The organism is Leisingera sp. CC-HEC096, assembly GCF_059429235.1.
Map to the genome: position 1 here is coordinate 12,140 of NZ_JCAIJS010000008.1, position 19,231 is coordinate 31,370.

Below are 19,231 nucleotides of genomic sequence, written 5' to 3' on the forward strand. Positions count from 1 at the left end.
GCGGCCGGGGGGGATCATCCTATTTGATACAGCTGCCCGTCGTGGCGCGCGCAGCCTGCTGCCACTTTAACGCCTTCCAAGCGGAAAAGTTCCCGGCACCACCAGGTTTGCAAGGCAGCTTCTGGGCATTTTGCCTCCGGAAGGGTTCGCAGGGGCACGGTCACAGCCTCTTAATTGCGGCGCTCAAGCCCGCGCAGCCGCCACTACGCGGCAATGTGCCGGGTGATCCGGGCGCTTTCCGGCCACAGTCCGGTGCTCCGGGCTGCCCACACCGCTCCGGCGACAGCGGAGAGGTTAGCGGCAACGGCTGCCGCCAGGATCCCGCCATAGCCAAAAACCCACACCCCAAGCCAGGCCAGCGGCACATAGATCAGCGTGATCCGCCCCAGACTCAGCCCCATCGAGTGCAGCGCCTTGGACCGCGCGTTCATCGCCGCGTTTGCAGTCACGAGGATACCATAGCCGAACAGGCTCCAGCCGACGATCTGAAGATACCGGCGCGTGTAGTCCGCCGCCTCCGCGTCCTCGGCAATGGCAGAGGCGATCCAGCCGCCGCCAAGGCTCAGCGCAGCTCCCAGGGCCAGGCCGTAGACCAGGCAGAAGGCCCAGGCCTGCACCACGGCGGATTGCGCCCGCGCCTCCTTGCCTGCGCCCCAGTTCTGGCCGACCACCGGGCCGATCCCGGCGGACAGCGCCAGCAGCACCACAATCGCCAGCGACTGCACCCGCGTCGCCGCGCCGAACCCCGCCACCGCGGCATCGCCCAGCGTGGCCACCGCAGCGGTGACCAGCGCCATCCCCGCCGGGTTGATCGCATTGGAAAAGGCGGCCGGCGCGCCAACCTGGGTGATTTCGCGCAGGCTGCGCCACAAGTCCTGCCAGATCCGGCCGCACAGCCGCAAATACCCCGCATGAACGGCAAACGCGATGGCGCCGGCAGCAGCTGCCATCCGCCCGGCCAGCGTCGCCAGCGCGGCGCCGCCGGTCTCCATCGCCGGCACCGGGCCCCAGCCGAAGATGAACAGCGGGTTGAGCGCGATGTTCACCGCCGCTGCCAGTATCATGAACATTGACGCATGAACCGCATTGCCATGCGCCCGGAACAACGCGTTGACCAGCATCATCAGCACCAGAAACGGGAACGACAGCGCCCAAAGCGGGACATAGGCGGAAATCTCCTCCATCACCTTGCCGCGCGCGCCCATCGAGCCGAAGATCTGTCCGTGCAGGACGTAAAAGCCAAGCGCCACCAGCACCGACAACAGCAGGCCGAGCCCCGCCGCATGCAGCGACATCCGAGCCACCGCGCTGTCCTCATCCTCGCGGCCCAGGGCCTGGGACACGGCAGCATTTGCGCCTGCCGACAACCCGATTGCCAGGGACGCCAGCGCCGTTGTGACCGGATAGATGAACCCCACCGCCGCCAGCGGCGCGCCGCCCAGCTGACCCAGGAAATACGCATCGGCCAATCCGATCGACAAAACTGCCAGAATGCCCAGCGACATCGGCGCCGAAACCCGCGCCAGCGCGCGCCAGACCGGCCCTTCGGTCAGATCAGACCGTGCCATACATGTACCTCCCGCTGCGGATGGGTGTTGCAGACCAACGCCGCAACCGGGCGCGGCGTTCCCGGCAACCGGTAAAAGAGGTGAAAGCGTCAGCCGTCCCGCCCTGCGGATCTCTTATTTACCATAACCCGGATTATCATCCGCAGCGGCCGCCCGCCCGCGCGTGTCTCGCGGATCAGCTGTTGATCGTAACGGCGGCGCAGCCCTTCAGCGCCGCGGCGTCGTCGAGGATGACATACACCGGCGCCTCTATTCCGGTATTCAGTGCGAAGGGCTGGCGGAAGGCCTCCGCAAACACCTGCCGCGCCGGGGAGGTCAGCAGGCTGCGCGCCACCGCACCGGCGAAATAGATCCCCTGCGCGGGCAGAAACGCCAGCACCAGATTGCGCGCCAGCAGCGCCAGCAGCTCTGCATAGAACGCCTGAAACGCCTGCGCGCCTTGGTCATCGTCCGCAAACTGTCCCCGCACCGCCGCATGGCCGCGGCCGGAGAACAGATGTTCCACCGTGCGGAAGGCCCCGGTATCGCCTATCCGGGCGCGCAAATGCTCCGCCACGTCCAGCGGCAGGCTGACATGGCCGTATTCCACGTTCAGGCACTGCACTTGCCCGCCTGCATGCAGCACCGGCGACAGGTTGAAGCCGGTGCCGATTCCTATCACCAGCCGCTGGCCGTCTCCGCCGGCATCGCCTGCCGGGCCAATCACCGTATCGAGGCACTCCGCGCCCAGATGCGGGGAGGCTTGCCCCAGCGCCGCCAAGTCGTTCAGCAGATGCACCTGCGCGCCGCTCAGATGCTGCGACAGAGCCGCGGCGTCGAAATGCCAGTCCCGGTTGGTGAGCCGCGCGGTGGTGCCGGTGACCGGCCCGGCAATGGCAATCGCCACCTCCGCCACACCGCCGGGCGCGGCGCCTTGCAGGTACTGGTTCATCACTTCCGCAAAGCCGGAAAACCCGTCATTGCGGAAGCTTTGCACCGAGTCCGCCAGCAGCACACCACCCTCGGCCAGTCCCAGCCGGGTGTTGGTGCCGCCAACGTCTGCGGCGAGCCGCAGCGGGGTCAATTCAGCCGCTCGCCGGTCGCGGGTGAGAAATAGGAGACCTTGGACAGGTCAAAGGCCAGATCCAGCATCTGCCCCGGCTGCGCCCGCGTCTCGGCATGAAGCCGCGCCGTGACCTGCTTGCCGCCGAGATTGGAGACCACATAGGTATCGGCGCCCGCAGGCTCCACCATGTCGATCAGGCAGGCAGCCTCCTGCACGCCTTCGCCGGCGCGAAAGCCCGCCTCGGCGATGTCTTCGGGGCGCACGCCCAGGATTACGTCCTGCGGCAGGCCGGTGGCGCGGGTGTCCTTCAGCACGATGGGCGCGCTGCCGCCGCAGTCCATTTCGATCCTTGTGCCCTGCCCATTCGGCTGAGCGCGCGCCGGGATCAAGTTCATCGCCGGGCTGCCCATGAAGTCGGCGACAAACAGGTTGGCGGGCTTGTTGTAGATCTCAGCGGGCGTGCCGATCTGCTGCACCACACCGCCTTTCATCACCACGATCTTGGTGGCCAGCGTCATCGCTTCGATCTGGTCGTGGGTCACATAGACCATGGTGGCGCCGAGGTTCTGGTGCAGCTTCTTGATTTCGGTCCGCATCTCGACCCGCAGCTTGGCGTCGAGGTTCGAAAGCGGCTCATCGAACAGGAACAGCTTGGGATCGCGCACCAGCGCCCGGCCCATCGCCACCCGCTGGCGCTGGCCGCCGGAAAGCTGGCCGGGGCGGCGGTCTAGCAGCGCCTCGATCTGCAACTGTGCTGCGACCTCCTTCAGCTTGCGCTCCTGAGTGGCGGCATCGGCGCCGCGCACCTTCATGCCAAAGGTGATGTTCTTGGCAACCGTCATCGTCGGGTAAAGCGCATAGGATTGGAACACCATTGCGATGTCGCGGTCCTTGGGGCTGACATGAGTCATGTCGCGCCCGCCGATTTCGATCCGCCCGCCGGAGATCGGCTCCAGCCCGGCGATGCAATTGAGAAGCGTGGACTTGCCGCAGCCGGAGGGGCCGACCAGCACCAGGAAGTCGCCCGGCTCGATGCTGACGTTGATATCCTTCAGGATCTCGGTTGCGCCGTAGTTCTTGCGCAGGTTGGTGATGTCCAGAATAGGTGCCATGGATTTACCCCTTTACGGATCCGGCCGTGAGACCGCGGATGAAGTATTTGCCGGCAACGGCATAGACCAGCAGCGTCGGCAGCGCGGCGATGATCGCGGCGGCCATGTCGACGTTGTACTCCTTCACGCCGGTGGTCGAGTTGACGATGTTGTTGAGCGCCACCGTGACCGGCTGGGTGCCCGCCTGGCTGAAGGAGACACCGAACAGGAAGTCGTTCCAGATCTGGGTGAACTGCCAGATCACGGTGACGACGATGATCGGCAGGCTAAGCGGCAGGAAGATCGACCAGAAGATCCGGAAGAACCCCGCGCCGTCCACCTTGGCCGCCTTCACCAGGTCCTGCGGGATGGTGACATAGAAGTTGCGGAAGAACAGCGTGGTGAAGCCGATACCATAGATCACATGGACAAAGATCAGCCCCGGAATGCTGCCTGCCAGCCCCATCAGGCCCAGCATCCGCGCCATCGGCAGCAGCACCACCTGGAACGGGATGAAGCAGCCGAACAGCATCAGCGAAAAGATCAGGTTGGCGCCCTTGAACCGCCACTGCGCGATCACATAGCCATTGACCGCCCCCAGCATGGTCGAGATCGCCACGGCCGGCACCGCGATCACGACGGAGTTCCAGAAGAACGGGCGCAGGCCCTCGCATTGGATGCCGGTGCAGGCCTCTGACCAGGCGGTGCGCCAGGCGTCAAAGGTGACCTCCCGCGGGAAGGCGATCAGGCTGCCGGTGCGGATTTCCTCCAGGCTTTTCAGCGAGGTGGTGATCATCACAAAGAGCGGCATCAGGTAGAACAGGGCAAACAGGCCCAGCAAGGTAAACAGCAGCCAGCGCAAGGCGATGCGGCTCCAGTTCTTTGCCGCGGGGCGGGCGGGGTCCAGGGTCAGATCAGTCATGCTTGGCCCTCAGCTCGGAGTAGAGGTAGGGAACGATGATCGCGAACACCACGGCCATCATCACCATGGCAGAGCTTGCCGCCTGGCCGATGTCGCCGCGGGAAAAGGCCATCGTGTACATATATGTGGCAGGCAGATCGGTGGCATAGCCAGGACCGCCGCCAGTGAGCGCAATCACCAGGTCGAAGCTCTTGATCGCCAGATGCGCCAGCACGATGAAGGCAGACAGGAAGATCGGCGCCATCGAGGGGATGATGATCGCGGTATAGATGCGCCACGCCGGGATGCCATCGACCTGCGCGGCCTTGATGATCTCTCCATCGACGCCGCGCAATCCGGCCAGGAACAGCGCCATCACAAAGCCGGACGCCTGCCAGACCCCGGCGATAACCACGGCATAGATCGCTTTGTCCGGGTTGATCACCCAGTCAAAGGTGAAGCTTTCAAACCCCCAGCCGCGCACCATCGCCTCAATGCCCAGCCCTGGATTCATAATCCACTTCCAGGCGGTGCCGGTCACGATCAGCGACAGCGCCATGGGGTAGAGGTAGATGGTGCGCAGGACGCCCTCGGTGCGGATCTTCTGGTCCAGCAGGATGGCCAGCATCAGCCCCAGAACCATCGAGATCAGGATGAACAGGGTGCCGAACACGAACAGGTTCGACATCGCAGTGTCCCAGCGCGGCGCGCTGAACAGGCGCTCGTACTGGATGAACCCTTCGATTTCGTATTTCGGCAGCAGGCGGGATCGGGTCAGCGACACCCAGGCGGTCCAGATTATGAAGCCGTAGACAAACACCAGCACAGCGGCGAAGGACGGTGCCAGCACCATCTTCGGAATATGACGTTCAAGCCATTGGGACATTGTAACGGCCCTTGAATAGGTGGCCCCGCATCCCGAAGGACGCGAGGCCCGGGGGAGGTTCACATGGAGTTGGCGACGGCGTCGGCCAGCATCTGCACCGCCTCATCCGAGGACATGTCCGAGTTGAAATGCGCGGTCACCACATCGGTGATGGCACCCGACTGCGCGCCGCGCAGCGCCATGCCGTGGGCATAGCTGGGCAGCAGCGAGCCGTTTTCGGCGCTTACGCCCATGTCCTTGGCCGACAGGTGCGCACAGGTGTCAAACGCGTCCAGTTTCACATCAACCCGCGCCGGGATCGAGCCCTTGTTGAGGTTGAACACCTCCTGGAATTTCGGCCCGACGATCAGCTTGGCCAGCAGGTCCTGCCCGGCCTGTTTGTCTTCGCCGTCCACCTCGAACATGGCGAAGCTGTCGACGTTATAGAGGAACCCGTCGCCCGGCACCGAGGCACACAGGAAATCCTTGCCCGGCTCCTTGCCCGCGGCCAGGAACTCGCCCTTGGCCCAGTCGCCCATGATCTGGAACGCCGCCTCGCCGTTCATCACCATCGAGGTGGCCAGGTTCCAGTCTCGGCCGGGGAAGTTGGCATCCACATAACCGCGCATCTTGCGCATCTGGTCGAACACCGCGGCCATCTTGTCCGACTTCAGCGTGTCCATGTCCAATTCGACAAAGGCCTTGCGGAAGTCTTCCGGACCGAGAATACCCAGCGCAACTGCCTCAAAAACAGTGGCGTCCTGCCAGGCCTGACCGCCATGCGCCAGCGGGGTGATGCCCGCTTCCATCAGCTTGTCAGCGGCGGCGTTGAACTCTTCCCAGGTCTGGGGCATTTCGATGCCGTTGGCCTCCAAGAGCGCGGCATTGGCCCAGATCCAGTCGACCCGGTGGACATTCACCGGTGCGGCGCACCATTTGCCCTCGCATTTCATATGCTCGGCGATCGAGCCGGGCAGCACATCCGCCCAGCCCTCGGCCTCCGCGACGGAGGAGATATCGGCCAGCACGCCTTCCTCGTACCATTCCTGGATGGCGGGGCCTTTCAGCTGCACCGCGGTCGGCGCGTTGCCGGACAGGACGCGGGCGCGCAGTGCGGTCATCGCCGCATCGCCGCCGCCGCCCGCCACCGGCATGTCAGTCCAGGTGCCGCCGTTGTCGGCAAATTCCTGTTGCAGCACGGCAGCCGACTTGGCCTCGCCGCCGGATGTCCACCAGTGCAGAACTTCGGCCTGCGGTTCGGCAACTGCCGGGGCCGCACAGGCCAGCGCCACGACCGATGCGGCCGCAAAAGCGGTGAATTTCATCGCTCATTCCTCCCTATAAGATGGCCGCTCCCCGCAGCCTTCCTGCCAAGTTTGCAAAAACATCCGGTCCGTTTTCAATCACCCTGCCGCCCGGCCCGGACCCGGCGCAGCAGATTTTCCGGCCAGCTGTTACCTGTTGTTACGCAGCAATGGATTTTGTTGCATGGTGTTACAAACACAGGGCCGTCAAGGCCGTCTTGGGGAGGACACAGACGAATGGCGATTCCGCGGCTGCTGGTGGTGGATGACGACGTTGAGACGCGCATGATGCTGACCCAGTACCTGCGCCAGAACGGCTTTATCGCGCTGCCCTGCGGGAGCGAGGCAGAGATCCGCGACCAGATCGCGGCGGGGCGGATCGACCTGATCCTGCTGGACGTAATGCTGGGCGACGAAAACGGGGTGGAGATCTGCACCCGGCTGCGCAGCGAACAGGATGTGCCGATCATCCTGGTTTCTGCCCTGTCCGCCGATCACCAGCGGATGGCGGGATATGAATCCGGCGCCGACGATTACATCGCCAAACCCTTCAACCCCGATCTGCTGCTGGCCCGCGTCCGCGCGGTGCTGCAGCGGGCGCGCCGCTCCTCCTCGCTGACCTACCGGCGCAGCGTCGCCACTTTCCGCTTTGCCGGCTGGACCTACGACGCCAAGCGGGACGAGGTGATCTCCCCCGCCGGGGTGCAGGTGGCGCTGTCGCGGCGCGAGACCGGCTTGCTCAAGGTGTTTCTGGCAAATCCGCATATTCCGCTCACGCGAGAGGAGATCGCCGCGGCGCTGGATGTGACCGGCGAGGGCGGAACGGACGAGGGCTCCGGCCGCGCCATCGACGTGCTGGTCGGGCGCCTGCGCTCCAAGATCGAACAGACCCCCAAGGATCCCCGGATGCTGCGCACCGAACGCGGCACCGGCTATGTCTTTGCGGTGGATGTCGAGACCGGCGAAGGCTGACACGCATGGCGCTGCGCCTCAGAACCCTGGGCCTGATCCTGCTGCCGCTCGCCTTTGCCGCAGGACTGGCCGCGGCTTGGCTGTGGTTCCAGTCCGGCGCCAACTGGCAGGCGCATCTAACGCGCTCCACCATCGCAGGCATCACCCTGGACGGCACCCTGCGCCGCGGCGCCTCACCGCCCGACGGCGTGGCGGTCACCCCGGTGGACCCGGCGCAGGCGGCGTTTCTGGCCAGCGGCGATTACCTGCGGCTGGATGGCATCCCGAAACCGGCGTTCTTCACCAATGTCTCGATCCTCGACAGCGGTCCCGATCCCTTGTCGGGCGAGGTGCTGGCGCTGGTCATCGCCTCCGGCAGCCTGCGCTATCCGGTGGCGGAGCTGCCGCCCGCGGGCGGCCAGTCCGCGGCAGAGAAACTGGGCGCAGTCACGCGGCTGCTGGCCACCTATTGCAGCGAACCGGTGATCTTTGCCCGCGCTGGCTATGGCCCGTGGCAGCGGGTGGACGGCACCGCGGTCTGGGGCTGCACCGCCGCGCCCCGCGACCTGCGCCTGCCTGCGGTGCTGCTGTCGCTGCTGGTACTGGCGGTGCTGGCAACTCTGGTGCTCGACACCTCCGCCCACTTCGGCCGCTTTGCCCGCGCCCTGCATGGCCGCCGCCGCCTCGGCGGTCCCGATGCCTATGCCGTGCAAGGCCCGGCCGAGCTGCAGGAAATCGTCGAAGCGGTGAACAGCCACCTGGAGGCCGAACGCGCGCAACTCGCCAGCCGCGCCGCGGTGCTGTCCGGCGTCAGCCACGACCTCGGCACGCCCGCGACCCGCCTGCGGCTGCGCGCGGCGCTGATCCAAAACGCGGAGCTGCGGCAGAAGTTCGAAACCGATCTGGACGCCATGACCGGCATGATCGAAAGCGTGCTGACCTACACGCGGGCAGAGATGAGCGCCGAGACCCCGCGCCGCCTCTCCCTCACCTCGCTGATCGAGGCGGTCGCAGCCGATTATCAGGACTTCGGCAAACCGGTTGAGCTGCTTTGCCCCGAGCCGCAGGTAGCCGCTGGCGGACGCTCGGTCTTTACCTCCGCCCCCGGACACAGCGCGATGCCGCCGGATCAGCCGATGCTGGTGGTGGCCCGCCCCGTGTCTTTGCAGCGGGCGGTCTCCAACCTGATCGACAACGCGCTGAAGTACGGCCGCCGCGCCGCAATCGGCCTCAGCGCCACTGCCGACCACGCCATCATCACGGTCGAAGACGAAGGCTCCGGCATGACGGCGGCGGAGATCACCGAAGTGATCGCCCCGTTCCGGCGCGGCGACAATACGCGCGCCATTGACGGCTTCGGGCTGGGTCTGACGATCGTCGCCACCGTGGCCGAGCAGCACGGCGGGCAGCTGTATTTCGAAGATGGCCGCCGCGGCCTGCGCGCCTGCCTTGAGATCTGCCGCAACTGACCGCGCCCTGAAGCATTGATCAGGATCATGGCATCAGCCGCAGGCGCTGGTTTAATGGCTGAAGCGGCACACTGGCATCTGCCGCGCCGACCGGGGAGGAGGCCCGCCATGCACCGCAGAACATTGCTCTTTGCGATCAGCAGCAGCACCAGCGACACCGCCATCACCGCCGCCGCAGAGGCCGCCCGCGAACAGCAGGCGCACTTGGCCTGCCTGCTGCTCAAGACCCTGCCCGGCATGCCCTATTTCGCCTATGGCGCCTCTGCTTATGGCGCAATGGCGGTGCCGGACGAATGGCTGGAAACCCTGCAAAGCTGCCGCACTGCACAGGCCGCCCGCGCAGCGGAGGTGGAGGCGCTGCTGGCCCGCAGCAACACCCCTGGCGACGTGCAGTATGTCACTGCCAGCGACGCGGACATCCGTCTGATGGCCGCCCGCCGGGCGCTGACCTGCGACATCGCCGAAGCGGCAGAAGGCCTGCGCGAGGATCCGGAGGTGTTCCGCGATGCGGTGCACGGCATCCTGTTCGGCTCACCCGTGCCGCTGATGGTGAACGGCAGCCCCTTCGAGGCCCGCAAGCGGGTGTTCCTGGCCTGGAACAGCAGCCTGTCCGCCTCCCGCGCCGCCCATGCCGCCCTGCCCTATTTCAAGGCGGCGGAAGAGGTGGTGATCGGCTGCTTCGACCCGGACATGAGCGACGCGCGCGACGGCGAGGACCCGGGCGCGGACATGGCCGCCTGGCTCAGCCATCACGGCTGCACCGTCACCCTGTCGCAGTTCCCCACCGGCGGCCATGATACCGGCAGCGCCATCCAGGACCGCGCCCGCGAGGCCGGGGCGGATCTGGTGGTGATGGGCGCCTACGGCCATTCCCGCCTGCGCGAGGCGGTGTTCGGCGGCACCACCCGCAGCCTGCTGGAGCAAACCGCCTTGCCGGTCCTGTTCGCCCATTGACCAGCCCCGCCGCCCAGAGCCGCAAGGGAGCAGCCGATGACAGACCCCGCCGCATTCAATGCCTATAAACCCGCAGAAATCGCCGCGCTCGTGGAAACCGCGGGAGTCGCTAAGGCCCGTCTGCCGCTGCCGCAGATGTTTGTGCTGGCGATGCTGGCGGGCGCCTTCATCGGCTTCGGCGCCGCCGCCTATACCACCGCGATGACCGGAGCGGACGCCGCGTCAGGCCCGGTGCGGGTGCTGGGCGGCGCGGTGTTTTCGATGGGTCTCATTCTGGTGGTGGTCGGCGGGGCCGAACTGTTCACCGGCAACGTGCTGATGGTGATCGCCGCGGTGGACCGCAAGATCCGCCTCAGGCGGCTGTGGCGCAGCTGGGCCATCGTCTATGCCGGCAACCTCGCAGGCGCCGCCGGTCTGGCCGCCGCCTTTGCCTTCACCGGCCTGCTGGAGGGTCCCGTGGGCACCACCGCCGCCCGCATCGCCGAGGCGAAATCCACCCTTTCCCCGATGGAGGCCTTCATGCGCGGCGCCCTGTGCAACGGGCTGGTCTGCCTGGCGGTCTGGCTCTCCTTCGCCGCCCGCACGGCGGCGGGCAAGATCCTCGCGGTGCTCTGGCCGATCACTGCCTTTGTGCTATTGGGACTGGAACATTCGGTGGCCAACATGTTCTTCTTCCCGCAGGGCTGGGCCGCCGGTGCCGATGTTTCCCTGCACGCCGCCGCCGCCAACCTGTTCTGGGTCACGCTGGGCAATATCGCGGGCGGCGCCGGCGGGGTCGCCTTTGCCTATTGGTTCGCCTACCTGGGCCGCACCGCCCCCGCCGCCGGAAAACCGCAGCGCAAGCCTTAACGCCCCCTCAGCGGGCCGCGGCCCCGTCGCTGGAGGCCTCCGCCAGATAGGCCAGCCGCCGCTCCGACCGCTTGTCCTCGACCATGCCGCAGACCATCCAGCGTACCGGCCTGACACCGCAGAACTTCAGGATGTTGCGCTCGAAACTGCGCAGCGAATGGGCGAAGTAGAACCAGCGGTAGAAGAACGCAGGCATCCCCATGGTCACGATGATCCGCGCGCTCTTCCCCTTCAGCTTGGGGTGCCAGCCTTTCTCGCCGACGGTAAAGGCAAACTGCTCGCGGAAAACCTGTTCCAGCCAGGCCTTCAGCAGCGCGGGCATGGTGCCCAGCCACAGCGGATAGACAAACACCAGGTGGTCCGCCGACGCCACAGCCTGCTGGCCGCGGGCAACATAGTCCGGAATCTCTTCCGCTTCCCATTCCGCCCGGCTGCGCAGGCAAGTGACACCGCTATCGGCCACGCCGATGACCTCCACTTCATGGCCCGCCTCCTTGGCCCCCTTGGCATAGCTTTGCGCCAGCGCGTGGCAGAAATGCGCCTGGCTGTTGTCCGGGTGACCCTGAATGATCAGTATCCGCGTCATATGCTCTCCCCCTTGCCGCCCAGCTGACGCACCTCCTGCAGCAGGGCAATGTATCCGGTCAGGTCCGTCAGGGTGATCACCCCCAGCAGGCGGCCCTTGTCCGTGACCAGAAACTTGCGCCGCCCGGTTTCCGAGATCTTCCGCATCAGCGCACCGGCCTGCATGTCCGGCGCTACCGAGTTGCTGCCGTCCGGCGGCTGATAGACGTCATCCACCGGGGTCTGCGCCCACCGCTCCTGCGGCACCCGCGCCAGGTCCTTCGTGTCGGTGCAGCCCAGCAGCACCCCCTGCTGCACCACCGGCACAAAGCTCTTGCGCTCGGGCAGCAGCACCTGATGCGCCAGCGCCTCCAAGCTGATCTCCGGACCGGCGGTCACCGGATCACGGGTCATCAGGTCGGACACCGTCTTGCCCTTGAAGGCGGCGTTTTGCAGCTGATGGGCATAGGTGCCCTTGGCCGCCGACAGCACGAACACCCCGATCAGCACCTGCCAAAGCGCCGCCACCGGATTGCCGGAGAACAGCCCGATCAGTCCGTAAAAGATCAGCGCATAGGCGAAATAGCTGCTGATCCGGGTGGCGATCCGGGTCGCCGCCAGCAGGTCGCGGCTGCGGCTCCACAGCCAGGCCCGCAGGATACGGCCGCCGTCCAGCGGAAAGGCCGGCACCAGGTTAAACACCGCCAGCACCAGGTTGATCAGCGCCAGATAGCCCAGCACCGGGTTCAGCGCTCCGCCCGGCGCCAGCGCCCAGCCGATCTGCGCCAGCAGCCAAAAGCCAAAGGCCAGCGCAAAGCTCATCAGCGGCCCGGCAATGGCAATCCAGAACTCGCTGACGGCGGTCTTGGGTTCAGAGCCCAGCTCCGCCACGCCGCCGAAGATGAACAGGGTGATGCCCTTGATCTCCACCCCGAACCGCCGCGCCACCACGGAATGCGACATCTCATGCAGGATCAGCGAGGCAAAGAACCCCAGCATCGCCAGAACCGCCAGCATCAGGTAAACCGCCTGCCCGGCCCCGGGATAGGACATAGGAAAGAACTGGGTGGCCAGGCTCCAGGTGATCAGCGCCGCGATCAGCAGCCAGCTGGGATCGACCTTTATGTCAAACCCCTGCAGCCGCGCGATCCTGACTGCGTTTTGAAACATGAAACTCCCCCCTCCTGCCGCAGTATATAGCGCCGCCGCGCCGATCCCCCTTTGATCCGGCTCAACCCCGGAACAGGCTGCCCGCGCCATAGGCCAGCGCCGCCGCGCAGGAGCCGATCAGCAGAGTTTCCAGCCCCGAAATCCACCACGGCGACAGCGACCAGATGCTCTTGCTGGCGCCGATGAAAAAGAACACCAGCCCGGTCGCCACGGATGCCATCAGGAACGGATCCGGCAGCCCCAGGATAAAGGGCAGCAACGGCACGATCCCGGCCAGCATAAAGGCAAAGAAAGTGGTCAGCGCCGCCGCAACCGGATTGGGTTCCGCAGGCCCCAGCCCGTATTCGCTGGCCAGCATCAGCGAAATCCACTTCTCGGGCTTGGCCGCCACCGCCTTGACCGCGCCCTCCAGCACCTCGCCGCTCAGGCCCAGCTGCTCCAGGATCTGGCGCAGCTCCTCGCGCTCGCCCTCGGGAAACTGGCGGATATGGCGCTGTTCCACCCGGTACAGCCGCCGCCGGTCATCCAGATCCGCCTTGGTTCCCAGGTAATTGGCCGCGGCCATCGAGAACCCGTCGGCCAGCACATTTGCAATCCCCAGCGCGATGATCACCGAGGAGGAGAATCCCGCCCCCTCGACCCCCGCCGCAATGGCAAAGGTCGTGACCGCGCCGTCAATGCCGCCATAGACCGCATCGCGCAGCCGCCCCTCCTCCCTGCTGCCTTGCAGGCGGCGCGCGATCTCTTCCCTGCTGTGCCCGTGTTCCGCTTTCATGGCCCCATGATCCGCCAAGCGGCCCCGCGCCGCCTTGAGCGAAGTCAAGCCGCCGCTGTGCTCAGCGCTCGGTGATCAGCACCCCGTCCGCCACCGCCTCGCCGGGATGCAGGATCACCCGCTCCCCCGGCTCCAGCCCTTCCAGGACCTGCGCAACCTGGCCATTGCGCCGCCCCAGCGTCAGCGGGCGCACCGCAGCCCGCCCGTCCGCCGCCACAAAGGCCGCCCAGCCGCCGCCCTCGCGGAACAGCGCGCTGACCGGGATCCGCAGCACGTCCTCCGCCTCCCATTCGATGATGCGGGCAAAGACCGAAAACCCCTCGCCCAGGCTGGTGCGCTGCTCCTTCGGCGTGACCAGGTCAAAGAACACATCCACCCGCTGTTCCTCGATCCCCAGGGCTGAGACCTTGGTGCGCGCCACCGGCTCGATCCGGTCCAGCACCGCCTCCAGCGGCTTGGCGCCGCCCCAGCGCTCAATGCTGGCGCGGGCGCCCGGCGCCAGCCGCACCGCGTCCGAGGACAACAGATCGGCCACCAGCTCCAGATCCTGCGGATCGCCAATGGTGACCAGCAGATCGCCGGGCAGCACCGGGCGCTCGCTGATGGTGACCACCGACAGCACCACCCCGTCCGAGGGCGCCCGGATGCGGATACAGCAGCTGTCCGGCACCTCCGTGCCGGCTTCCGGCAGGATCAGCGCCGCCTCCGCCCGTGCCAGGGTGCTTTGCGACATGTCCACCCGGGCGCCTGCCGCTTCCTCCCCGGCGATAGCCACCGCGAGCCGCTGGGTCGCATCCTCGAGCCGCGTCAGCGAGGCAACATTGCGCTCCGCCAGTGCCTTCACCCTCTCGTACTGGCTTTGCGCCAGGATCCGGTCCTCGATGGCCTTCTGCAGATCGGCACGCGCCACATGCAGCGCCGCCTGCGCCTCCTGCAAAGTCGCCTGCGCCTGCGCCCGGGTGCGGGCATCCAGCAGATGCGGCCGGGCAGGCTCGACAATGGCAACCAGGGTTTCGCCCGCCGTTACCCGGTCCCCCGCCCGCACCGGCGAGCGGCGCGCGGTGCCCGCTATCGGCGCCGCCACCTCAAACAGGTCGCGGACCCGGGTTTCGCCATCGGCATCAATGGTGATCTCCATCCGGCCGCGCGTGACCTCATGCAGATCAACCGCCACCGGCTCCTCCCGCAGCGCCACATAGAGCAGCGCCGCCAGCACACCGCCGCCGGTCAGGTACAGAAGCAAGCTGCGCAGGTTCGGAAACATCTCTCACTCCCTGGTTTTCATCACCGCCACAAGGTCCATCCGGTCCAGCCGCCGCCGCACGATCAGCACCGAGCATAGCGCCGCCGCCAGCACGATCAGGCTGGCGGAGGCAAAGGCCGCAGGCTCCAGCACCAGCGGGATGGTGTAGACATCGCTGGAAAAGTTCTCCACCGCCAGCCGCGCGATCGCCGCACCGATCAGCCAGCCCGGCGGCTGCGCCAGCAGCGCCAGAAGCATCATCTCCCCCGCCAGAATGAAGGACACCTCGCGGCGCGAAAATCCCAGGATGCGCAGGCTGGCCAGCTCGCGGGCGCGCTCCGACAGCTGGATGCGGGCGCCGTTGTAGGCGACGCCTATGGTGATCAGAACCGCAATGGTGATGTAGACCGTGTTCATCACAATCACCTGCTGCGCGATGACCTCCCGGAACGACTGGCGCATGTCGGTCATCACTGGCACCCCGGCCACCGCCGGCAGCGCCTTGAGGCGGGTGAACAGCGCGTCTTGCCGCATGGGGTCGATGGCAATGCTGGCGGCGGAATACTGCGGCGCCTGCCGGAACAGCGCATTCAGGCTGGCATGATCCATGTAGGCGCCCAGCCCGAAATACTGCTTGACCGTGCCGGTCACCGGCAGCTGCCGGGTCTCGCGCCGCCCGCTGGTGAACTGCACTTCCACCAGCGTTCCCGGCACCGCGCCCAGTTGCTCTGCCAGCCGCTCGCTCAGCAGTATACCGCCGCGGCCCGCATTGGCGACGCTGCCGTCGCTTGCCACCACCCGGCTCAGATCCGGGTCCGGCACCCGCGCCTCGATGGTGACCCGTTTCATCCGCGGCCCGTGCCGCAGGATGGCCGCCGCGTACTGCTGCCCCTCCACCTGCAGGACACCGGGCAAGGCACGGATCTCCTCCAGCACGCTTTCCGGCTGGTCCTCGGTGAACATCACCACCGCATCCTGCCGGTTGCTCTGGTAAAACGCCGTGTCCATGATCTCGTCCAGCGCATCGGCAAAGAAGGACGACGCCACCACCGAGGCCACCGCCAGCGCCAGTCCCAGCCCGGTCATCGCGCTGCGCACGGGCCAGCGCAGCAGGCTGCGCAGGATCATGACGGCAGGCTGCGACAGCCGCAGCTGCCGCATCACACGGTCCGCCGCCGAATGGCTGAACCGCGGCGGCGCGGGCGGCTGCATCGCCACCGCGGGCGCCAGCCGCGCCGCCCGCAGCGCCGCGCGCGCCGCCCCCGCGGTGGTGGTCAGCAGCGCCGCCAGCGCCGACAGCGCATAGGCCCAATAGGACACCCGGTAGATCAGGAAGGGGAAGTCGAAGAACCGGGCATACTGGCGCGCCAGCAGCTGCGCCAGCCAGGTGCCCGCCGCCCAGCCGATCGCAATCCCCGCCAGCGCCACCATCGCCGCCAGCATCAGGTAATGCAGGCAGACCTCTGCATCGGAATAGCCCACCGCCTTCAGCAGGCCGATCTCGCTGCGCTCCAGCGCCACGATCCGGCCCATCACCATGCTGACCAGAAACGCCGAGATGCCAAAGAAGATCGGCGGCAGCACCATCGCTGTGCCTTTCATCTGGCTGATCTCCGCATCGACAATCGCGTGCGAGCCATGCTGCGCCCGCCCCACGGCCCCCTGCCCTCCATAAGGCTCCAGCAGCTCATCCAGCCGCGCGATCACCTCCTCCTCCTGCACCCCGCGCGCAGTCTTCAGCGTCAGGTCATTGAAGGCACCGGCCATGTCATAGGCGGCCTCCGCCTCCTCCCGCCGCATCCAGATGATGCCAAAGGACAGGTTGTCGGGCATCAGCGCGCCGGGACCCAGCGTATAGATGAACTCCGGCGACAGCGCGGTGCCGGTCACCGTCAGCCGCCGCTGCTGGCCGTTCAGATTGGCCAGGAAGCTATCTCCCGGCACCAGCCGGTTCGCCAGCGCAAAGGGCTCGTTCACCGCAACCTCCCCCGGCAGTTGCGGCCAGTGCCCGCTGCGCAGCACCGGCAGGTTCAGCTGCGGCGAGCCGCTCTCCGGCAGCGACAGGATGCGCCCCACCGCCGCCTTGGCCCGTCCCGGCATGTCGAGATTGGCATAACCGCTGACCCGCGCCTCCAGCGCCAGCACCCCCTCCACCGCGGCAATTTCATGCAGCAGGCTGACCGGCGCCCGCCGGGCGGTGGCAAAGACATCGGCAAACCGGTTGCGCCCGTAATAGGCCTCCTGCGTGCCCTGCAGCGCCTGGTACATGCCTACCGCCGTCAGCAGGATCGAAACCCCGCAAGCCAGTACCATCGCAATCGCCAGCGCCTGCACCCAGAGCCGTTTGAAATCCCGCAGCAGTTTCCGGTCAAGCGCTTGCATGGCTCACCAGCTGATGTCCGCGGGCGCCAGCCGCTCGGTGTTTTCGTGAATGCGGCTGATCCGCCCGTCCTGAAAGAAGATCACCCGGTGCGCGATCTTCTGGATGTCGGCGTTATGGGTGATCACCACCGTCGCGGTGCCGAAATCGCGGTTGATCTGATGCAGCGCCTCCAGCACCTGGATGCCGGTCTTGCTGTCCAGCGCGCCGGTCGGCTCGTCGCACAGCAGCACGCCGGGCCGCTTGGCAATGGCGCGGGCAATCGCCACCCGCTGCTGCTCGCCGCCCGACATCTCCGCCGGGAAGTGGTCCATCCGGTGGCCCAGCCCCACCAGCTCCAGCGCCTCGGCGGCAGGCATCGGGTCACGCGCCACATCGGTCACCAGCTGCACGTTCTCACGCGCGGTCAGGCTCGGCACCAGGTTGTAGAACTGGAAGATAAAGCCGACATGGTCGCGCCGGTAGCGGGTCAGCTCCCGGTCCCGCATCGCGGTCAGCTCCAGATCGCGGAACCAGACCCGCCCGTCCGTCACATGGTCCAGCCCGCCCAGGATGTTCAGCAGCGTCGACTTGCCGCTGCCGGAGGGACCCAGCAGCACCGCCAGCTCGCCGCCTGGCAGCTCCAGATCGACGCCCGCCAGCGCATGAACCTTGGCACCGCCGGTGTCATAGACCTTGGTCACGCCTCTCATGGTAAAGACGGGATCAGCCACAGCCGTCCTCCTCTCCCGGCGCAGTCTGCCACACGGGGCAGCGGCGCGGAAATGATCTGCCTCAACCTTTCCGGCAGGCGCCGCCGGGCCGCTTCTGCGCCGGATGGCTTGCGCAATTCATTTCGACTCGCTATCTATTGCGGATGGATCACACCGCCCGCATTCCCGAGCTGATCAGCCGTCTCGCCCGCCTCGACGCCGGCGAAAGCTGGGCGGCAGAGCTGAACCCGGCGCAGCGGGCCGCATTGGATTACCTCGCCCGCGCCAACCGGTTCTCCCGCAGCCCCTCGCATGTGGCTGCCTACCTCGGCAGTACCCGCGGCACCGTCTCGCAAACGCTCAAGGCACTGGCGCAAAAGGGGTATGTGGAGGAGGAGCGCTCCGAAACCGACAAGCGGGTGATCCGCTTTGCCCTGACTGCCAAAGGCGCGCAGGCCACCGCCCTGCCCCGCGCCCTGGCCGATGCCGCCGCGGCCCTGCCCCCAGCGGACCGGACCGCGCTGCAAGCCGCGCTGGAGCAGATCCTGGGCCGTATGATCTCGATTAACGGCGGCCAGCCGTTCGGTCTCTGCCGCGCCTGCAAGCATTTCTCGGCGGACGGGCCGGGCGGCTTCTGCCGTCTGCTGGCGGAGCCGCTGTCGCCCGAAGACACAAACAAAATTTGCCACGAGCAGGTTCCCGCATGACCCCAGCACCCCCCGCGTCCCGCATCACCGGGCTGTTCCTCGGCTCTGTTGCCGCGCGCTGGCCCGGCCGCCCGCCCTCGGCCATCGCCAAGATCCGCGCGGATGGCCCGCAGCAGATCACGGAGCTGGGCTTTACCGGCGACGCCCAGGCCGACCCCCAAAATCACGGCGGCCCGGACAAGGCGATCCACCATTACCCCTCGGACCACTACCCGCAGTGGATTGCCGAGGGCCAGATCCCGGCAGGCACCGTTCCGGCGGCCTTTGGCGAAAACATCGCGGCGCTGGGGATGACCGAAACCAATCTCTGCATCGGCGACATCCTGCGGCTGGGCACAGCGGTGGTGCAGATCAGCCAGGGCCGCCAGCCCTGCTGGAAGGTCAGCCAGCACACCGGCAACCCCAAGATGGCCTATTTGTTTCAGAAGATCGGCCGCACCGGCTGGTACTACCGGGTGCTGGAGCCAGGCCAGGCGGAGGCCGGCAGCGCCATCACCCCGATTGAGCGCCTGCACCCGGACTGGAGCGTCGAACGCGTCACCCGCCTCCGCCTCAGCCGCAAGGCCAGCCCGCAAGAGGCCGCGGCGCTGGCGCAATTGCCCGAACTGGCCGAGGGCTGGCGCCAGGCCTTTGCCCGCATGGCCGGGGGCGACACGGCAGAGGACACCAGCGCCCGCCTGATCGGCAGCTGATCCGCGCCCCG

The 19,231-nt window shown here is 66.9% G+C and carries 18 protein-coding genes; 6 read left to right on the forward strand and 12 right to left on the reverse strand.

Annotated features, from left to right (window positions below):
* Window positions 1–203: 203 nt before the first annotated feature.
* The 6 genes from AC5STI_RS21880 to AC5STI_RS21905 all read right to left on the reverse strand — a co-directional run bounded on the left by AC5STI_RS21880 (window position 204) and on the right by AC5STI_RS21905 (window position 6,795).
* A complete protein-coding gene (locus AC5STI_RS21880) occupies window positions 204–1,568 on the reverse strand; it encodes an MATE family efflux transporter (RefSeq protein WP_495448337.1) in 1,365 nt (454 codons plus the stop codon).
* Between the two features lie 175 nt (window positions 1,569–1,743).
* On the reverse strand, window positions 1,744–2,631 hold the full coding sequence (locus AC5STI_RS21885; protein WP_495448338.1) for a glucokinase: 888 nt from the start codon (window positions 2,629–2,631) through the stop codon (window positions 1,744–1,746).
* Window positions 2,628–3,725: an ABC transporter ATP-binding protein gene (locus tag AC5STI_RS21890; RefSeq protein ID WP_495448339.1), complete on the reverse strand. Its 1,098-nt coding sequence runs from the start codon at window positions 3,723–3,725 to the stop codon at window positions 2,628–2,630. The genes AC5STI_RS21885 and AC5STI_RS21890 overlap by 4 nt, the downstream gene beginning before the upstream one ends.
* 4 nt (window positions 3,726–3,729) lie before the next feature.
* Window positions 3,730–4,626 carry a carbohydrate ABC transporter permease gene (locus AC5STI_RS21895; RefSeq protein WP_495448340.1) on the reverse strand — a complete coding sequence of 299 codons (897 nt, stop codon included), beginning with the start codon at window positions 4,624–4,626 and terminating at the stop codon, window positions 3,730–3,732.
* On the reverse strand, window positions 4,619–5,491 hold the full coding sequence (locus tag AC5STI_RS21900; RefSeq protein WP_475054464.1) for a carbohydrate ABC transporter permease: 873 nt from the start codon (window positions 5,489–5,491) through the stop codon (window positions 4,619–4,621). Before AC5STI_RS21900 ends, AC5STI_RS21895 begins: the two co-directional genes overlap by 8 nt.
* A 59-nt stretch (window positions 5,492–5,550) precedes the next feature.
* Complete coding sequence (locus AC5STI_RS21905) at window positions 5,551–6,795, reverse strand: ABC transporter substrate-binding protein (RefSeq protein WP_495448341.1); 1,245 nt, start codon at window positions 6,793–6,795, stop codon at window positions 5,551–5,553.
* Window positions 6,796–7,011: 216 nt separating this feature from the next.
* Here AC5STI_RS21905 and AC5STI_RS21910 point away from each other — a divergent pair, with 216 nt between their 5' ends.
* From AC5STI_RS21910 to AC5STI_RS21925, 4 genes are all read left to right on the forward strand, one after another.
* Window positions 7,012–7,746 (forward strand): response regulator transcription factor, encoded by a 735-nt coding sequence (locus AC5STI_RS21910; protein ID WP_495448342.1) that lies wholly within the window; start codon window positions 7,012–7,014, stop codon window positions 7,744–7,746.
* Window positions 7,747–7,751: 5 nt separating this feature from the next.
* Window positions 7,752–9,194, forward strand: a complete 1,443-nt coding sequence (locus tag AC5STI_RS21915) for a sensor histidine kinase (RefSeq protein ID WP_495448343.1) — start codon at window positions 7,752–7,754, stop codon at window positions 9,192–9,194.
* A gap of 108 nt (window positions 9,195–9,302) precedes the next feature.
* Window positions 9,303–10,148, forward strand: a complete 846-nt coding sequence (locus AC5STI_RS21920) for a universal stress protein (protein ID WP_495448344.1) — start codon at window positions 9,303–9,305, stop codon at window positions 10,146–10,148.
* 36 nt (window positions 10,149–10,184) lie between these two features.
* Window positions 10,185–10,997 carry a formate/nitrite transporter family protein gene (locus AC5STI_RS21925; RefSeq protein ID WP_495448345.1) on the forward strand — a complete coding sequence of 271 codons (813 nt, stop codon included), beginning with the start codon at window positions 10,185–10,187 and terminating at the stop codon, window positions 10,995–10,997.
* Between the two features lie 7 nt (window positions 10,998–11,004).
* On the opposite strand, the gene AC5STI_RS21930 is transcribed toward AC5STI_RS21925, so the two are convergent.
* The 6 genes from AC5STI_RS21930 to AC5STI_RS21955 form a co-directional block, all read right to left on the reverse strand.
* The gene (locus AC5STI_RS21930) at window positions 11,005–11,583 is read right to left on the reverse strand and encodes an NAD(P)H-dependent oxidoreductase (RefSeq protein WP_495448346.1); all 579 of its coding nucleotides are present in this window, start codon (window positions 11,581–11,583) and stop codon (window positions 11,005–11,007) included.
* Window positions 11,580–12,731 carry a site-2 protease family protein gene (locus tag AC5STI_RS21935; protein ID WP_495448347.1) on the reverse strand — a complete coding sequence of 384 codons (1,152 nt, stop codon included), beginning with the start codon at window positions 12,729–12,731 and terminating at the stop codon, window positions 11,580–11,582. Before AC5STI_RS21935 ends, AC5STI_RS21930 begins: the two co-directional genes overlap by 4 nt.
* Window positions 12,732–12,792: 61 nt before the next feature.
* Window positions 12,793–13,506: a VIT1/CCC1 transporter family protein gene (locus AC5STI_RS21940; protein ID WP_495448348.1), complete on the reverse strand. Its 714-nt coding sequence runs from the start codon at window positions 13,504–13,506 to the stop codon at window positions 12,793–12,795.
* Window positions 13,507–13,567: 61 nt separating this feature from the next.
* Window positions 13,568–14,770, reverse strand: a complete 1,203-nt coding sequence (locus tag AC5STI_RS21945) for an efflux RND transporter periplasmic adaptor subunit (RefSeq protein ID WP_495448349.1) — start codon at window positions 14,768–14,770, stop codon at window positions 13,568–13,570.
* 3 nt (window positions 14,771–14,773) lie between these two features.
* Window positions 14,774–17,131, reverse strand: coding sequence for an ABC transporter permease (locus AC5STI_RS21950; protein ID WP_495448350.1), 2,358 nt, complete (start codon window positions 17,129–17,131; stop codon window positions 14,774–14,776).
* Window positions 17,132–17,134: 3 nt separating this feature from the next.
* Entirely contained in the window at window positions 17,135–17,842 is a 708-nt protein-coding gene (locus tag AC5STI_RS21955) for an ABC transporter ATP-binding protein (protein ID WP_495448351.1), read from the reverse strand.
* A 143-nt stretch (window positions 17,843–17,985) separates the two neighbouring features.
* Between AC5STI_RS21955 and AC5STI_RS21960 the strand changes: the two genes are divergently transcribed.
* Together AC5STI_RS21960 and AC5STI_RS21965 are read left to right on the forward strand one after the other, a co-directional pair.
* Complete coding sequence (locus AC5STI_RS21960; RefSeq protein WP_495448352.1) at window positions 17,986–18,528, forward strand: MarR family winged helix-turn-helix transcriptional regulator; 543 nt, start codon at window positions 17,986–17,988, stop codon at window positions 18,526–18,528.
* Window positions 18,525–19,220: an MOSC domain-containing protein gene (locus tag AC5STI_RS21965; protein ID WP_495448353.1), complete on the forward strand. Its 696-nt coding sequence runs from the start codon at window positions 18,525–18,527 to the stop codon at window positions 19,218–19,220. Before AC5STI_RS21960 ends, AC5STI_RS21965 begins: the two co-directional genes overlap by 4 nt.
* Window positions 19,221–19,231: the final 11 nt, after the last annotated feature.